We start from the raw sequence: 17,512 nt of genomic DNA on the forward strand, positions 1-17,512 counted from the left end.
TACTACTTTCTTCTCGGAGTCATTCCTGCATTAAATACAAGATTGGCGGATCGAGTTGCGGGTAAATACTTCCCTTCTGGAATGGGAGAATTATTTATTGATGTCAAACTCATTTACGATACCTACCAACGATTTTGATTACGCGTTCAATGGCCTCTACGGCTGCTTTGTGATCCTGCGAGAAGTTGATACGGAAACAGTCGGTAAACTGAGGCCCAAATTCGGTACCCGGAGTTATAGTTACTCCCGCCTGAACACGCAATATTTTAGCGAATTCCCCTATAGTAACATCCAGCTTCGGAAGCTTTACAAATAGGTAACTGCCAGCCTCTGTGCTTCTAACCTCAATACCTTCTACAGCGTGCAACTTTATCAAAAGGTCATCGCGAATTGCCTGATGCTCTTTGATTCGGTGTTCCATCCAACCATCAGGCTCTGCAAACCATGATTTCAGTACAGCTTGGTTATATCCGCCTGCACGCAAAGACACTATAGCCTGCAGTTTTTCCATGCGTCCAATAATTTTCGAGGAGCCAAATGCCACTCCTAAACGATAGCCGCTCAAAGACTCAGTCTTGGATGGCCCAATGATGGTAATCAAGTTTTCCGGTTTTACCTTTTCAGCACACAAGTGAGTATAAGTTCTTCCTTCAAAAATCTGACGTGAGTACAACTCATCTACAATGACTGTTACACAATACTTTTGTGCAAGAACTGCAATCTCATGAATTTCTGAAGGTGAGTAAATTAAGCCTGTAGGATTATTGGGATTAGAAAACAAAAATACTTTAACACCAGATTTGAAAGCATCCTCAAGCTGATTTAAGTCCAAACCTGCACGATCTTTTACCCTTAGATAATTCATCTGTATAGGGACGAGCTCCCCATCAAAGAATTCAACGAGCTTTCGATTGGCGAAATAGTCTGGCTCTACAATGGCAACCTTGTCACCTCTTGCAACAGAGGAACCAACTGCAAGGAAAAGTGCACCCTGTGTGCCGGGAGTAATGATGAGTTCACTATCAGCAATAATCTCAGTACCGGTGTAACGAGAAAGCTTCTGAGCTACACCCTCTCGTATTTCTTTACTTCCACGGTACTCGGTATAAGCCTGCTTGCCGCCAACATGAACACCTGCAATAAAGTCGTCTAATGTACCAGGAATTGGTTCAAAGGCATCAACATCACCATGTGAAAAATCAACTGGCGTTCCAGAAAGCTTCTCACCTCGTAATTCAATCTCAGCTGTGCGCTGTCTTATCTCCTGCCCCGGAGCATTATCAACACCCAGTTTAGCGAATTTTTCATTTAACAAATCCATCTTTCTAACCTTCTTTCATTAATTAATTTAAACATATAACTGCCTTTAGTCATGATGTAATGTTATAAGTTTGGATAATTTGGACAAATTATTTCCTAAGCACCAGATCCAATAGATATTAATATTTGTGCCAAAAGAGGAGGTTTTTTCTTTATATTAGTACTCCTTTAATTTTATGAATCCTTTTATTGGAAAAGTGTGATTTTCTTTTAGTTATAAGTACTAACTATCAACCTTCTCTTCAATTAAAGTATATCATCTTTGGAAAATTATTCAAATATATATAATTATATACAACTATATATATTTTCTAATACCTTCAATTCCAATCTTTACAGTAACTAGGCTCACAAGTGTCATTTTTTGAGATATGGAGGCAAAGTAATTGCGGTGGGTACTCCAGATGATATAAGATCCAATAAAAATTCTGTAACAGGAAAATATATATAAATAAAAAAGTAAAAAGCTATGAAATCCTTAATTGGGATTCATAGCTTTTAATTTATAATAAACTACATTAGATTCATAACTTTTATATAATAAAGAATAGGAACTAGACTCCCCAAATGGGCATAACTGATAGTAAAATTAATAGAAAGTCTGTAGAACAATGAACCTTTTATTATGCCATGACAATATATATGTGAAGGCCTATTTAAAAAAGGAATTTTAATTATGCTGAAAGGAGGGGTCACGTGAACGTTACAGATTTAAGCGATCTTGTGCAATTGCATGGTAAATCCATCTATGGCTTTTGCCACAAGCTTACAAAAAATCAGGCTGATACAGATGATCTATATCAAGAAACATTTCTGAAAGCGATGGAGCTGTGCCATAAAATTGATAAAGATAATAATCCTAAAGGGTTTCTCATTTCCATTGCAATAGGACTATGGAAAAACAATCGTCGTAAATATGCCCGGCGGCAAAGAATAGCTCCAATAGAGCAACTTAACGAAGATATGAAGAATAGTTACATATTCAAGGATGAACTAACTCCAGAGGATATTGCTATATCCAATGAACTCTGCGTTATGATACAAACGGAAGCAGATAAGCTAAGCGATAAATTAAAAATACCTTTGTATATGTATTACACTGCAGAAATGTCCAACGAAGAAATAGCATCTGCACTGAAGATTCCCCTGGGAACTGTGAAAAGCAGGCTTCACACCGCTCGAAAAACCTTGAAAAATACTTTAATGGAGGTCGGTAAATATGAAGAATTCTGAGCAATTAGATCAACTGTTGAAGCGAGCCCTTTCTCCAACAGTTGAGCCTAGTGAAGATTTAAATCAAAAAATCATAGACCAACTGAAGGAGAATAATATTATGAAACCAGTTTATAAAAAAAGGATATCCGTTGCACTAATTGCCGCTACACTTACCATAGCAATGTCAGTAACGGTATTTGCAGCCTGGCATCTTCTTAATACAAAACAAATTGCTGAACACCTTGGAGATCAAAGGCTTGCTCATGCATTTGAGGACAAAAATGCAATCGAAATAAATAAATCCATTGTTTCAGGTGGGTATAATTTCACTTTGCTTGGAATCGTATCAGGCAAGGGTTTAAGCGACTTTAGAGCTTCTGTACAGGATATACATCCAGATAGAACCTATGCCGTAGTCTCAATAGCAAAACAAGATGGCAGTAAAATGCCGGATACTCAGGATGAAGAGTATGGGAAAGTTCCATTTTTTATCTCTCCTCTAATAAAGGGCCAAAAGCCATGGCTAGTTAACATAGCTTCTATGAATGGTGGATATAGTGAATTTGTAATGGATGGGATCATGTATAGATTAATTGAATGCGACGGTGTTGAGATGTTCTCCGACAGAGGACTTTATCTTAGCATAAGTACCAGCAGTTTCTATGATGTAAATGCTTTTAACTATAATGAAAAGACTGGTGAAATTAGCCCTAATACTAATTATAATGGTGCTAACGCTCTTTTTAACTTACCTCTCGACATAAGAAAAGCTGATTATGAGAAAGCCGAAAAATATTTGAAAGAATTATTGAAAGAACCAAAAGTAGATTCTACAGTTAGTGAAGAAGCAGCTATTGATTGGGAAAAGAAATTTGCAAATGGTGTTGCAATACCCGAATCTATAAAAAAAGTTACTTACGACAAAAATGGATTTGCATGTTATGAATATGAAGGCTACAAACTTTCTATTGCCGTAGACTCTCTATTTGAAAAAGGAAAGACTGACGTATCTAAAATTGTAAGTATAAATGGAGAAGATGACAACCTAACCGCTATTCAATTATCAAGAGATGCTAATGGAGTGATTACTGGTAGGATATTAAAGCTAAATTAACTCGTTGGTAGCCACAGGTGATGATATTCATCACCTGTAATCTGCGTTTAATTCTATGTTGATTATAAACTTATCATCTTCATTTTTCACCCAAATTTTTCCTTCATGCAGTTCTACTATACTTTTTGTAATGGCTAATCCCAATCCTGAGCCTGCAATTTCTGAGTTTCTTGATTCATCTGTCCTATAAAATCTATTAAATATTTTATCTAAATCTTCTTCTGAGATGCTCTCAACTATATTTTCAAAGCTTATAATTACATTTTCATTATTTTCATATAAATTTATATTTACGTCGCTTCCTTCAAGACTGTATTTAACAGCATTTCCTATAATATTTTCAAAAACTCGTGCTATCTTGTTAGGATCTACTAATAACTCTACTTTGCTATTTTTAAAATTTTTATTGAACCCTATACATCTTTCTTTTGCCTTAATTGACAGTTCACCTATGCTTTGCTCTATTATTTCTATTATATTAACTTTTACTTTTTCGAGTTTAATGCCGCCGCTCTCAAGCTTAGAATACTCAAACAAATCATCTATTAATACCTTTAGTTTCTTCGATTTTTCTAAAGATATTTTTGTATATTTATCTTTATCTTCAAAACTCATCTTATCATCTGCTGCAAGCTGAATGTACCCAATCAATGCCGTAAGAGGTGTTCTTAAATCATGAGATACATTTGTTATAAGTTCACTTTTTAGCCTTTCTGCGGCTCTTTCTTCTTCTATTTTATTTTTCAACTTAAGTGACATATTATTAATCTCTTCTGCTAAAATTGCTAATTCATCATGTCCTTGAATTACTATTTTATAATCTAAATTTCCTTCAGAAATTATTTTTATACCATTACATATATTTTTTATATATTCAGCTTTTCTTCTAACCAATAAATAAATTAATAATAGAATAGTTATGATATTGGGAAATAATTTCACGGAAATAAGAATTAGAGAAAAAGATAATAATAATTCTCTTGTTACGCTTCCAAATACTAACTCCTTAAATCTATTTTTAAATTTTGAAGAAATCAATAACATAACTACAATACCTGGTATGATGCTTAATGTAATAATATGTAAGGCATTTGATATAATACTGGATACTGCATCAGATACTTTATCTGGTATTACATCGAAAATTAAAGATATAGATGTAACACTTAAAACAATAGTTAATAATAGTTCTCTTGTTACACTTCCAAATAATAATTTCCTAATTCTATTTTTCAATCTTATATCCAACTCCCCATACCACTTTTATATACTTAGGTTCCTTAGGATTAATCTCAATCTTCTCCCTTATATTTCTTATGTGTACAGCTACCGTATTATCTGCATTATTAAAAGGTTCATTCCATACATTATCATAAATCTGTTCTGTACTCATAACTCTACCTCTATTAAGTGCCAAAATTTCTAATATAGAAAATTCTAAGGGAGTAAGCCTTACAAAGATACCCTCAACAAAAATTTCTCTTGAAGCTCTATTTATTGTAAGTCCATCAATAGTTATCTCATCCTCATCTTCTTTTTTTACTTCATTAAAATTAAAACATCTTCTAAGTTGAGATTTTACTCTTGCAGTAAGCTCTAATGGATTAAAAGGCTTAGTAACATAATCATCAGCTCCAACATTTAACCCCAATATTTTATCGCAATCTTCATTCTTAGCAGAGAGCATAATAATTGGGAGCTTTTTTTCTTCTCTAATTTTTAGACATGTTCTTATCCCATCTAATTTAGGCATCATGATATCTAAAATTATTAAATCAATATCATTATTTTTAAGTTTTTCTAAGGCATCAATGCCATCGCAGGCAGTAATAACCTTTAAGCCTTCATTTATTAAATAAATTTCAATTAACTCCCTTATATCTTTTTCATCATCTACTACTAATACTGTACTTTTTTCCATGAATTATAGCCCCTTTCTTATTATTAATAATCGTAAGCATTACCTATCTTTTTACATCTCTTATTATTGATAGTATATGCCGCAAATAATATTACTAATGGCATTATAGGATATGCATATCTTTCAAATGTAAAATATGGTAAATATATAACATTAAAATAAACCACTACCATAATCAAAAACTTAAGATTCAAACTTTTATCATTATGCTTTATCATACCATAAAGGGCCCAATATAAAATTGCAAGATGATAGATAATTACAGGGATATATGATATATTAGCTATCCAATAGAAAGGAGCTCTCCAAAAATAAAAAGTTTTGCCCAAAGTATACCAAGCTATATATTTTAATGGTTCTTTTTTTCCATAAACCTTCAATCTTTGAAGTCCTGCTTTTATTTCATTTTCATCATTTTCTAAAGCATCTTCTCCTTTTACATAAGGTACTCCCCAACCTTTACTTTGATCGTAATTAACAAAGGTCCCTTGCAAAAATGGATTCCCACTAGATTTTGTAAACAAAATTACTCTATCAAAAACTTTATAATTTCTTATCCACCAAGGTGCCATAATAATGCAAAATATAATTGTAACTACAATAGTATACTTGACTATTTCGCTAAAACTATATCTGTTTTTTATCCACATAATTAAAATCAACAATGGATAAGCAGCAATGGTAGGCCTAAATAAGCAGGCTGCTGCCCAAACAATTCCACCTAATACATATAGCTTTAAACTTTTCTTTTCAATTGCATAAATACTTATATATATTAAAAGTAACAGTAAAAATTTAAAAATAACTTCCATTAAAATTAGGTTTGTTGCATAAATTTCAGCTGCATATAATACATCCATAAAGCACGCTATTAAAGCTACCTTACTATTAAACACTTTTTTTCCTATTAAAAACAACAAATATAAACTTAAGCCTTGCAATATTACTTGAAATATCTTAAATGCTACAATGCCATTTATCTTACCGAAAATAGACATAAAAAATGAAAGAAGAAAGGTTAAGCCCGGCATTATGTAAGCTGTAGGTTCTTTTATATTTTCATAAGACAGTATGTTGTTATCTATTAAATTCCATGCGCTCCTAATATATTTTACATCATCATTATTGAATTCTTCTAGACTTCCTAAAAGCAGCGAATCTCCATAAGCAAATATAGAGAAAATAGCTACTGTCATAAAAACTATTTCAATGATTATTAAATAAATATTGATTCTTTTTTCTTCACTCATATCTTTTAATTTATTCATATACCTTCCTCCGCTTATCCTATTATTAAATCATCACTTTATCCCAACTAAAACAGCTCCTGAAAAAATTAATAAAAGTCCAAGGGTTTTTGATATTGTTAGACTTTCATTAAATATGATAATACCTGCAAAGGCCCCTGCAATATAACATAAACTTTGAAGAGGATATATTCTACTCAACTGTTCCTTAGACAATAAATACAACCAAATAACTGTAGCAAAAACATAGATAATTCCGCCTGAAAATATGTAAGGATTAAATAAAGTATTAATTATGCTTTTAAAAGATATCTGAAAATCAATTTTACTCATTCCAATCTTCCACAAAACTTGCCCGCATACCAACATAAATATATTAATTATCAATAATAAACAAGTCATTTTTTACCCCTCTTCAACTCTATCTTTTAATATAGAATTTTCTTGTATAAGCTTTGTTAGTTTTTTTTGCATATTTGAAATTACTATCATTAAATAAAAAATCATTATTAAGCTAAATACTATACCCATAAAGAACAAAAATGATGGTGCGTACATTATCCCTGTAGCTTTTGCAAGATATTCTACAATCCTTGAATTCATTGAAAATATCATTAAAATTAAACTTACTAAAATCCATAGCAAACCCCACTTAAACTCCAAACTTCTTTTTCGAATAAATATAATACTTATAACTAGAAAAAAAAGTGAAATCATAAAACAAAATAAATTCATTGTAACACCCCTTTTTTACTCGGTTGGATAAGCGAAGCTATAGTTACTTTCACCATATAATACACAGATTTTATTGGTGTTATAGAGGATTTCCCTCCTTGTCTTTTATTCATATTAACGTCAATCTCTTTCACGTTAAGGCCATTTTTTACAGCGTATACTATAGTCTCAACTTCTGGATAGTCTTGAGGATAATAATTTGCAAAAAGGCTGATTCCTCTTTTGTTAACCATCCTATAACCAGAAGTGGTGTCATAATATGAACTCTTACATAAAAAAGACACAAGCTTTGAAAAGTATTTTATTCCAATCTTCCTGCATACACTAGGTTTATAATTTGACTTACAAATAAACCTAGAACCAATTACCATATCAGCATTACTCTCATTAAGCTCCTTAACTAACCTACCTAAATCCTTTGAGCTGTGTTGACCATCCCCATCAATCTGTACCGCTGCATCGTAACCATTATAGAGTGCATATAAATATCCTGTCTGCACAGCACCACCAATACCTAAGTTACTACTTAAATTTAAAACCTTTGCTCCTGCCTTTTTCGCTTCTAATTCTGTATTATCCTTTGAACCGTCGTTGACAACTACAATATCAAATTCAAGATTATCATCTTTTTCAAAATCACTATCCTTAATTGCCTTTACTACTTTATATATATTTTTTTCTTCATTATAAGCTGGAATTATTACTAAACATTTCATAATTATCTCTCACCCTTTCTTTCGAATCTATAGACGAAAAAAATTAAGCTTCCCTGCAAAATGCAAAAGAAGAAAAATGATAGTTAATAAAAAATGCTTCTCGTCTTAATCCAATAACCATTTCCATTTATACTAATTATTATAGAAACTATTATTAAAGAAATAGTTTCTATAATTATGAAGATTTAATGAAGATAACTAATTCTGCTATAGTATTTGTCCTATCTGAACCCTCATTTGATAAATAATCTTTAGTATACTCAAATAAAAGGGTACTACTTTTTATTCGGTAGTACCCTTTTCGACTATTTAAATATTATTTCATTATCAACTTATATATATAATATACTCTATGATTGTCCTATATAACTCATAATCTATGTTATAATGATTTCTCTCTTTTGTTCCCAATATATAATCCATCCCGTACTTTTTCAATATAAAGAAAACCTAAATTTTCATAATATTGATTTAATTTAGTATTTGCTGTTTGGCAGTCCAAACGTAGTTTATTTTTGCCATGCTCAATTGCTATATCTTCACAATATTTTATGATTGCTGCACCCGCGCCCTTTGCCTCAAGATCAGTTACTAAATTATGTATGTAATAAGAAGGTATCTCGTCTTCCCACCGTTTATCTGTATCATTTAATACAACAGCCCCAACAATTTCACCAGATTCTTTTTCAATCAAGACATACAATTTATGTTTTAAAATGCAGTCATCAAAGTATTCTTTTGGATAGCATTCCATATAATTTGTCTTATTCCATTGCTCAATACCGCAATTATCCATCCATCGGATTCTTTTTCTAATTAGCAGTAAAATATCAGCAATATCTTTTTCTTGGGCTAAATTAAAATTATATCTTACGTTCATGAATTATACCTCCAAAAATATAAATACGCTTACCGCTAAGTAAATTTATATGCAAAAGATAAGTTTTGCTTAATTCAAATAAATTATATTTTCAAAAGCATTTCATACTGACTAACGCTATACTCAAATCCTAATTCAAATAAGAAATCTTTAGTAGATTTAAATTGATCATCTACATTAAGAACACTAATTTTATGTGATTCTGTATTTTTTATCATATCTGTAATTATACTTCTTGCAATTCCTTTACCCCTATAATGCTTATTTACTGCTACTTGGGGAATATCTCCTGTTTTTTTATCAATAATGCCATAGCCAACAATTGCATTGTCAAAACGTACAATAGAATATATGAATGCTTTTGGTACAGCATTGATTGAATCAATAGAATTCTGCCAGGAGGGTTTAAAATCCCAAAATTCTGTTAACTGCCTCCAGTTAATTCTGTCAATCTGCTCAACCTTGCAGGTTGTTATTGGGTTATATTTATTTTTATCTAGCTGAAAGCATGTGAATTCTCTTTGAATCTCGAAGCCTTGTTTTTTGTAAAGTTGAACTGCAGATGTATTGGATTTAATTACTTCGAGCAAATATTGCTCTACTTGTTTCTCTTTAAGCGCCTCTTTGATATTTAAAAGCATATCACTTGTTATACCTTGTCTTCTATACTCACCTACAACACCTGTCCCAAGGTCATACACAGTTGATTTCCCATTCCAATTTCGAAATCCATTTAAAACGAATCCAACTAACATCTCATTTTTAAATGCACCTATGGACATTTCAGGGACATAACCTCTTCTTTGAAGCATTTGTTTAAACTTCCAAAGGGGCAAATCCATTTTAACTTGATAATCAGAAAATGCATCTAAAAATGTTTTATGAAGTGTTTCAATACTTGTTTTGCCTAATATCTTATAACTAAACATTTGTTATCTTCCCCTTTCTATTACATGACACCTTACTTATAATCTGAGCTTTTGATAATCTGTAAAATGCTTATTTGATTGATGAATTCTCTGCATGTTCAGCACAATATCCTTATATTGTAAACTAAGTTGATTTATATCACAAACTTATATAATTATTATATCATTCATTCCCATGAAATTCCTACTTTAAAAAACCACATAGTAATCTAATAAACTATGTGGTCTCTTATTAACTAAATTTACTTTTGCTCTATTAAAATAGCTCTTGCTGGCGCAGCCTCTACTCCTTTAATCTTAAGAGGAAGGGCACATAATAGATATTTTCCCTCATTTATCTCTTTAAGTCTAAGTCCCTCAATTATGGTTATACCATTTCCAAGGAGAATCTTATGAGTTTCATGTCCTTCTTGGCTTCTCTCTATACCAAGAGAATCTATTCCTACGCCTTTTATCCCTCGCTCCTTTAAATATTTTGCTCCACTTTCGTGAAGGAATACAAAGTTGAAGTCAAACCCCTCTTCAAAGGAGTTCCTAGTTTTTAATAAAATAAAGTCTCCTTCGTTTATTCCTTTATTCTCAAAATCCTCTTCCGTAATTCTGTCCTTTATTGATGTTAAATCCACCACTTTGCACTCTGTTACTACATTTTCAATATTAAACTCATCCATAGTAGATCCCTTTTCAATCATATGAAGTGGTGCATCTATATGAGTACCAGTATGCATATCCATGCTTATTCTGGACTCATAACTACTTCCCTTTGAAAAATCTTGCAAAACCTTAATAACCGGTCTTTTTTCATCTTTATTTTTGTATACAGTCATTTTATTATGTATATCCATAGATATATCATAAATTTTCATATACTTCCCCCTCCTATACATTCCACCAAAATCTTCCGTCCCTTTCGAGCAATTCATCTGATTCCTTTGGTCCCCAACTTCCAGAATCATAATTAGGATAATTAGGCTGATTATTTTCCCATACTTCTGATATTGTATCAGCAAACTTCCATGAATATTCAACCTCATCCCATCTCGTAAATAGTGTTGAATCTCCTTTCATAACTTCGAAAAGAAGTCTTTCATAAGCTTCTGGTGAATTGTTTTCAAGAGGACAGTTTTGACAAAACTCCATCTGAATAGGTATTATCCAATTTTCTACCCCTTGCTTCTTACCGTTTATCTGAAAGAAAATTCCTTCCTTTGGCTGAATTTTTATTACTAAAAGATTAGGCTGTAAATTGTCAAATTCCTTAAAATATAATAGTTTTTCCATAGATTTGAATTGGATAACTATTTCTGTACATTTATTTGCTAACCTCTTTCCAGTTCTAATATAGAATGGAACCCCTGCCCATCTATAATTTTGAATATATAACTTCATAGCTATAAAAGTCTCAACATTGGAAGTAGGTAGCACCTTATCCTCTTCCCGATATGCTAACACTTCTTTATCACCTATTTTACCTCTTCCATATTGCCCTCTTACCATATTCTCTATTACATACTCTGGTGTTACTTTTTCAATAGATTTAAAGACCTTTATCTTTTCGTCCCTAATATCCTCGGTATGGAGACTTACTGGTGGCTCCATAGCTATCAATGAAAGTAGTTGAAACATATGATTTTGAATCATGTCCTTAAGAGCTCCAGCAGATTCATAATACCCACCTCTGCTTTCAACACCCACCATTTCACTTGATGAAATTTGTATATTATCTATATATCTGTTATTCCAAAGAGATTCAAAAAATAAATTAGCAAACCTTATTACCATTATGTTTTGTATCATTTCTTTTCCTAGATAATGATCTATTCTATAAATATTATCTTCACTAAAGGCTGATCTGATTTTCTCATTAAGATAAGTAGCTGATTTAAGATCTCCTCCAAAAGGTTTCTCTATTACTATTCTCTTATTGCTATCTTTATGAGTATTCATACCATGAAACTTTAATTTTTCAACTATGGGTTCAAAATACTCTGGAGCCACAGCAAGATAGAAGATTCTATTCCCATGAGTATTATATCTCTCATCAAGATTATCTAAAAATTTTTTCAACCTTACATATCCATTATTATCTCTAAAATCAAAATCTAAATAATATATTTTATTTCTAATCTTACTCCATTTTTCCTCTTCCATGGTGAATCTTGAATATTTACCTATGGATTCTTTTATTTGCTCTCTATATTCCTCATCAGTGAATACTCTTCTCCCTATAGACACAATAGCAAAATTATCAGGAAGCATATTCTGATATGATAGATTATATATAGCAGACATAAGTTTCCTATGGGTAAGATCTCCCGTGCCACCGAAAATAACCATTATACATGACAAATCAATATTTATCTCCATGTTAATTCCTCCTCTCCAGAAGAGTTTTATTCATTCTTCTTAGTTGCGTGTCCTCCAAATTCATTTCTTAATGCAGCTACAACCTTACCATTAAAAGTGTCTTCCTGCTCCGATCTATATCTCATGAGCAGAGATTGAGTTATAACCGTTGCAGGTACTTTTAACTCTAATGCCTCCTGAACAGTCCATAACCCTTCTCCAGATGAATACATGACTCCCTTGATTCCATCAAGATGTGGATCTTTCTTAAAGGCATTTTCCGAAAGTTCCATAAGCCATCCTCTTATGACAGAACCATTATTCCATACTTTTGCAACTTTCTCAAAATTCAAATCAAACTGAGATTTTTCAAGTATTTCAAAGCCTTCTCCTATGGCCTGCATCATACCATACTCTATACCATTATGAACCATCTTTACAAAGTGGCCGGAGCCATTTTCACCTGTATGTAGATATCCATTTTCAATACTTATGTCCTTAACAAAAGGCTCTATAAATTTGAATACATCATCTTCTGAACCTATCATTGTGCATGCTCCATTTCTTGCTCCTTCAATACCTCCACTAGTACCTATGTCAACAAAATCTATTCCTTTATTCTTAAGTTCAGCATATCTTCTTAATGTATCTTTATAATTGGAATTTCCTCCATCTATTATAATGTCATGCTCATTTAAAAGCGGTACAAGCTTAGTAATCATTTCATCAACAGAATTTCCCGCAGGAACCATAAGCCATATGACCCTTCTCCCTTCAAGTTTTTGAACAAATTCCTCTAAGCTATATGCTCCAATTAACTCCTCTTTTTCCGCTTGTTGAACCTTTTCTAGCGTCCTGTTAAAAACCACAACATTATGCCCCTTATCCCTTGCATTTAATGCTAAATTGTAACCCATTCTTCCCAATCCAATTAACCCAACATTCATATTAATCCTCCTTACTTACACTTTTAAAATTATATATTGTAAAATTAATTATAAATTTATACGGTTCCCAATGATATTTTCCCATATCAGTTCTTCACTTATTCATACTATAAGTATATCACCATATTATATCAATATAGTAATAACTATTCTGTAACATCTATCACTATTTAAACAAAAACCTAGAGATTAATTTATTTTATCCCTAGGTCTTATAAATATATTTGTTTCTATTCAATTTTTAAAGATTTATATTTATATTTTTTTTATTATTAGTTAGATTATTTTAATGCTTTTTCAACTTTTTCAATATAACTTTTTATGGTAACATCTTCTGAGGATACACCCTCATACCATAGTTGCCCATCTCTACATTTTTCTCCAAAATATCTAGCCTTTATGATAATCTCAGGTCTGTATTCAAAATGCAAAATATCAAAATGTCTCCATTTACCGCCCCATATGAAATTATTTTTTTCAAATATCTCTACAATTTCTTTAGGATAAGAGGCTATTCTTTTTTCCCCTTCCTCAGCAGAGGCCCATTTCCAATAATCCCTACTATCCCTTGCAAGATCAATAGCAATTCCAAAGGCATGGGGACTTAATCTATTTGTTCCAGCTATATAACGATAATTAAAAGTACCACTCATTGGATATACACAAGCTCCTATGGTGTTATTTCCATTGGCCATTGGTATAAGCTCCTCCATTACCAATCGCAATGATTCAGCAGCTTTATTATTACCATTGAATTGATAATTAGTATATACTATATTTTTAAGATTAGATTGTACTCTCTCCTGTGACTCTCCATAAACTTCCTTTAACAAAGGGTATATCCTACAACGGCCAGGGTCAAAATTTTTATCCATCAATTTTGAGATGGATGATAATGGATATATTTGTTCCATCATATCTTGTATATCTGGATTAGCCATTTTTTCTTCAAAATTTTTTTCTCTTTTATCATCATATAAAATTTTTTTACCTGATTTCATCACTACATAAACTGATCCACTTTCTTCCTTAACTACATCTAAAATATAATCAGGATAAGCCATCATTAAAGATAGAATATCCTGCTTCATAACTCTTTCATAATCACTAGAATTTGATGAAGCCTTCACAGTAGAGCTACTATATAAAACTAAACAAAGTGATGTTATAATTAAATATATTTTCATCATAAAATTTTTCATAAAATCACTCCTTAAAAGTTTATGAGTATATTAAATTATTAATAATGAACACGTACTAACCAAAATCTTATATTGCTATCACTCCATCCAAGATCCCATGGAACTTTGTTTCTGTCTGTATTATGACAGCTAACTAAAGAATATCCTTTAGAATCAGCTCCTGTTACAACTGAAATATGAGTGACATCACCTTTCTTTTCATATGCAACGAAATCACCAGGTAATAGCTTAAAGGATGCCTTATATACCTTATCATAACTTCCATAGGCAATTAATGAGGCTCTACCGCTATGTAGCATATAATCTTTAAATCCATCTGCGTTCAACCAAGCACGTGTTCCATTATCTTTCTCATAATTCCACATAGAATTTTTCCTAAACTTACCACCTTCAAAGAGCATCTGAGAGGCAAAATTTGCGCAATCTCCTCCTAAAGAATTAAAATTTTTATAATCTTTATTATAAGTAAAGCCATATTTTTCTTCGTTGGCCGCTCCACAATATTTCTCAGTATAATCTACAGCTTTAATTCTTCTTTCATTCATATTAGAAAAATCTCTGCAACTTTGATTCAATATAAATTCTTTTATAGAATCGGTTTTTATGTTGTCTAAGTTTAATGAATCTGCAAATGGGTCTTTATACCATTCCTTTGTGATGATCCACATTCCTCTTCTATTTATCAAGTTTAAACTGTGATAGGTTCCAATTCTAGATATATTTACTTCCTCTGGATTGTTTTCATATACATACTTGTATTCTGTTGAACATAATAAATTAACAGAATATTTATCCTCTCCTCCACTAACTTTCCTCACTACAACCTTTGGATTTATGTCAATAAATTTTGCTCCCTGTTTCTGCTCCCAATTATGAATGTATTTCATTTTTCTTTTCTCATGTTCACAGGCCCATTTACCATAAGTAGTATTTTCATCATACATGATCTCTATTAACTCTGAATCTTCATTTAAAATAGCTTTATTCCTATTTTCAAAAATTTCTTCTATAGCATTTATAACTTCTTCATTAGTATCTTCTGTAATTGCCGACGCTTTATTATAATTAAATAAACCTAATAAGCAAAATATAATTATTATAAAAAATTTTGTTATATGTTTATATGTTACTTTTTTAGGATAGGTCTTCATATATAGCACTCCTTATAATCATTTATATCACTGTTTACAATCACTTAGTTTAGTATAGCTCAGTAAATATTTTAATATTCAGTATAAAAGCTTTATAATTTAATGAATATTTAGAAATATCTGTAAAATAAAGCTATAAAAATGAACATAATAAAAAAAGTGCTAAATATTAATAAATTTAACACCTCCAAAATTAATTTTATTTTTTTATGATTCCATAGTTTTATGGACTAATAAATTTTTTATAGAGATTAATTTTGAAATATACTTAGATTATTCTCTAATAGTAAAATTTATATATAGGTATGCTTAAACACATCCATACTATTCCTGCATACCACCCTGCTATTACATCGCTTAAATAGTGTACTCTAAAATATACTCTGCTTAATCCAACTGAAATGTTTAAAATCACTATAATCCCACTTATTATGCAGGTAATTAAATTAACACCAATTTTATCGAATATAAAATACATGCTAATAATAGAATAGGCCATAAATACCATTGCATGTCCGCTAGGTAAGCTATATCCTCTTACTTTAAATAATTTTATACTAGGTCTTTCCCTTCTGTATATTAGTTTTAGTAATTCATTAAATAACCACACCCCAATAATATTCATAAAAAAGAACATGCTCTCTTTAAAGTAATTGTTTCGATAGCAAAAAAAGCATACTACTATAGTCATTATAACTATAGATGTAGGATCACCTATTGTAGTAGCTATTTTAAAAAACTTATACAATTTTTCATTTTCTATATTCTTTACATAGTTTATGGCTTTGATATCCATACTAAACTTCTCTTTTTTCTTATAAAAATTTAATAGTATAAATAATGATACCATCGCAAGTGACGGTAAAATTATAGTTGATATTAACGGCACAAAAACGCCCTCCATTTATATGTATTTTTATCCTCTTAGTATAATAAAATTATTTAATAACTTTAGTATAGATATTATTATGAATATTTTAGCATGTCAATAAAAAACTTATTATATAGAACATAATTAAAAAGATTATATTTCTAATTTTAATTTTATAGAAATATAATCCTTACTATTTTTAATGTACTTTATCATTTATTAATCTTACCTTGCTCTTATAATGCACATATCTATGAATAATTATGCCAATACATGACCATAAAATTCCTGCACACCATCCAGCAATTACATCACTTAAAAAATGCACTCTTAAATATACCCTGCTAATACCCACAAAAAAATTCAAAGCGATAATTAATAAAATACCAATGTTCCTAAACACACTTGATTTAATTTTTATAGAAATAAAATATACACACATTAAGGAAAATGCAGTAAAAACCATGGCGTGTCCGCTAGGTAAGCTGTATCCTCTCGCTTCAATAATTTTCAAAATTGGTCTTTCTCTTTTAAATATGAATTTTAACAATTCATTAAAAAGCCAAACTCCAATTATATTAACAACAAAGTATATGCCATCCTTTAACAATTTCTTATAATAAAAAAGGACTACTATTAAAAAGGACATGATTATTATTGTTGATGGATCCCCTATGGTGGTTATAGTCTTAAAGAAAGCATCCAAACCTTTTCCTTGTATATGAATTATATAATCTATAGCTCTCTTATCCATTAGAAAATTTCCCTGTAGCTTGTAAAAATAATATGCTAATACTAAAAATAAAGTTGTAGACATTATAGAAAGTACCACTGATACAAGAGATATTTTCCATCTTTCATCTATACTTTTATAATTATTAAAATAATTTTTAGTCAATATCATCACCTCAAAATAGC

General features: G+C 30.9%; 18 protein-coding genes. 2 read left to right on the forward strand and 16 right to left on the reverse strand.

From position 1 onward, the window contains the following. Positions 1-109 precede the first annotated feature (109 nt). On the reverse strand, positions 110-1,321 hold the full coding sequence (locus RYO54_RS04620) for a pyridoxal phosphate-dependent aminotransferase (RefSeq protein ID WP_315116214.1): 1,212 nt from the start codon (positions 1,319-1,321) through the stop codon (positions 110-112). A 722-nt stretch (positions 1,322-2,043) separates the two neighbouring features. Between RYO54_RS04620 and RYO54_RS04625 the strand changes: the two genes are divergently transcribed. Next, positions 2,044-2,553 (forward strand): RNA polymerase sigma factor, encoded by a 510-nt coding sequence (locus tag RYO54_RS04625; protein WP_315116215.1) that lies wholly within the window; start codon positions 2,044-2,046, stop codon positions 2,551-2,553. After that, on the forward strand, positions 2,540-3,649 hold the full coding sequence (locus RYO54_RS04630) for a hypothetical protein (protein WP_315116217.1): 1,110 nt from the start codon (positions 2,540-2,542) through the stop codon (positions 3,647-3,649). Before RYO54_RS04625 ends, RYO54_RS04630 begins: the two co-directional genes overlap by 14 nt. A 30-nt stretch (positions 3,650-3,679) precedes the next feature. Here the strand turns inward: RYO54_RS04630 and RYO54_RS04635 are convergent, their stop codons facing one another. From RYO54_RS04635 to RYO54_RS04705, 15 genes are all read right to left on the reverse strand, one after another. Further along, positions 3,680-4,885 (reverse strand): HAMP domain-containing sensor histidine kinase, encoded by a 1,206-nt coding sequence (locus tag RYO54_RS04635; RefSeq protein ID WP_315116219.1) that lies wholly within the window; start codon positions 4,883-4,885, stop codon positions 3,680-3,682. Further along, entirely contained in the window at positions 4,875-5,570 is a 696-nt protein-coding gene (locus tag RYO54_RS04640) for a response regulator transcription factor (protein WP_315116221.1), read from the reverse strand. Before RYO54_RS04640 ends, RYO54_RS04635 begins: the two co-directional genes overlap by 11 nt. A 23-nt stretch (positions 5,571-5,593) precedes the next feature. Then, positions 5,594-6,838, reverse strand: a complete 1,245-nt coding sequence (locus tag RYO54_RS04645; protein WP_315116223.1) for a glycosyltransferase family 39 protein — start codon at positions 6,836-6,838, stop codon at positions 5,594-5,596. 33 nt (positions 6,839-6,871) lie between these two features. Continuing rightward, positions 6,872-7,219, reverse strand: coding sequence for an EamA family transporter (locus RYO54_RS04650; protein ID WP_315116225.1), 348 nt, complete (start codon positions 7,217-7,219; stop codon positions 6,872-6,874). A 3-nt stretch (positions 7,220-7,222) separates the two neighbouring features. After that, positions 7,223-7,552 (reverse strand): DUF2304 domain-containing protein, encoded by a 330-nt coding sequence (locus RYO54_RS04655; RefSeq protein WP_315116227.1) that lies wholly within the window; start codon positions 7,550-7,552, stop codon positions 7,223-7,225. Next, positions 7,549-8,268 (reverse strand): glycosyltransferase family 2 protein, encoded by a 720-nt coding sequence (locus RYO54_RS04660; protein WP_315116229.1) that lies wholly within the window; start codon positions 8,266-8,268, stop codon positions 7,549-7,551. Before RYO54_RS04660 ends, RYO54_RS04655 begins: the two co-directional genes overlap by 4 nt. A gap of 382 nt (positions 8,269-8,650) precedes the next feature. Further along, positions 8,651-9,148, reverse strand: a complete 498-nt coding sequence (locus tag RYO54_RS04665) for a GNAT family N-acetyltransferase (RefSeq protein WP_315116230.1) — start codon at positions 9,146-9,148, stop codon at positions 8,651-8,653. 83 nt (positions 9,149-9,231) lie between these two features. Continuing rightward, positions 9,232-10,077 carry a GNAT family N-acetyltransferase gene (locus tag RYO54_RS04670; RefSeq protein WP_315116232.1) on the reverse strand — a complete coding sequence of 282 codons (846 nt, stop codon included), beginning with the start codon at positions 10,075-10,077 and terminating at the stop codon, positions 9,232-9,234. A gap of 242 nt (positions 10,078-10,319) precedes the next feature. After that, positions 10,320-10,943 (reverse strand): cyclase family protein, encoded by a 624-nt coding sequence (locus RYO54_RS04675; protein WP_315116234.1) that lies wholly within the window; start codon positions 10,941-10,943, stop codon positions 10,320-10,322. 13 nt (positions 10,944-10,956) lie between these two features. Beyond that, positions 10,957-12,444 carry a glucose-6-phosphate dehydrogenase gene (gene zwf / locus RYO54_RS04680; protein WP_315116236.1) on the reverse strand — a complete coding sequence of 496 codons (1,488 nt, stop codon included), beginning with the start codon at positions 12,442-12,444 and terminating at the stop codon, positions 10,957-10,959. Positions 12,445-12,470: 26 nt separating this feature from the next. Beyond that, complete coding sequence (gnd, locus tag RYO54_RS04685) at positions 12,471-13,370, reverse strand: phosphogluconate dehydrogenase (NAD(+)-dependent, decarboxylating) (RefSeq protein ID WP_315116238.1); 900 nt, start codon at positions 13,368-13,370, stop codon at positions 12,471-12,473. Between the two features lie 281 nt (positions 13,371-13,651). Next, positions 13,652-14,560 (reverse strand): M15 family metallopeptidase, encoded by a 909-nt coding sequence (locus RYO54_RS04690; RefSeq protein ID WP_315116525.1) that lies wholly within the window; start codon positions 14,558-14,560, stop codon positions 13,652-13,654. 50 nt (positions 14,561-14,610) lie between these two features. Then, positions 14,611-15,723 (reverse strand): amidase domain-containing protein, encoded by a 1,113-nt coding sequence (locus RYO54_RS04695; RefSeq protein WP_315116240.1) that lies wholly within the window; start codon positions 15,721-15,723, stop codon positions 14,611-14,613. Positions 15,724-16,003: 280 nt separating this feature from the next. Next, a complete protein-coding gene (locus RYO54_RS04700) occupies positions 16,004-16,612 on the reverse strand; it encodes a phosphatase PAP2 family protein (RefSeq protein WP_315116242.1) in 609 nt (202 codons plus the stop codon). Between the two features lie 181 nt (positions 16,613-16,793). Beyond that, the gene (locus RYO54_RS04705) at positions 16,794-17,492 is read right to left on the reverse strand and encodes a phosphatase PAP2 family protein (protein ID WP_315116244.1); all 699 of its coding nucleotides are present in this window, start codon (positions 17,490-17,492) and stop codon (positions 16,794-16,796) included. Positions 17,493-17,512 lie beyond the last annotated feature (20 nt).

This window comes from uncultured Clostridium sp. (genome assembly GCF_963515715.1).
GTDB lineage: Bacteria > Bacillota > Clostridia > Clostridiales > Clostridiaceae > Clostridium_AW.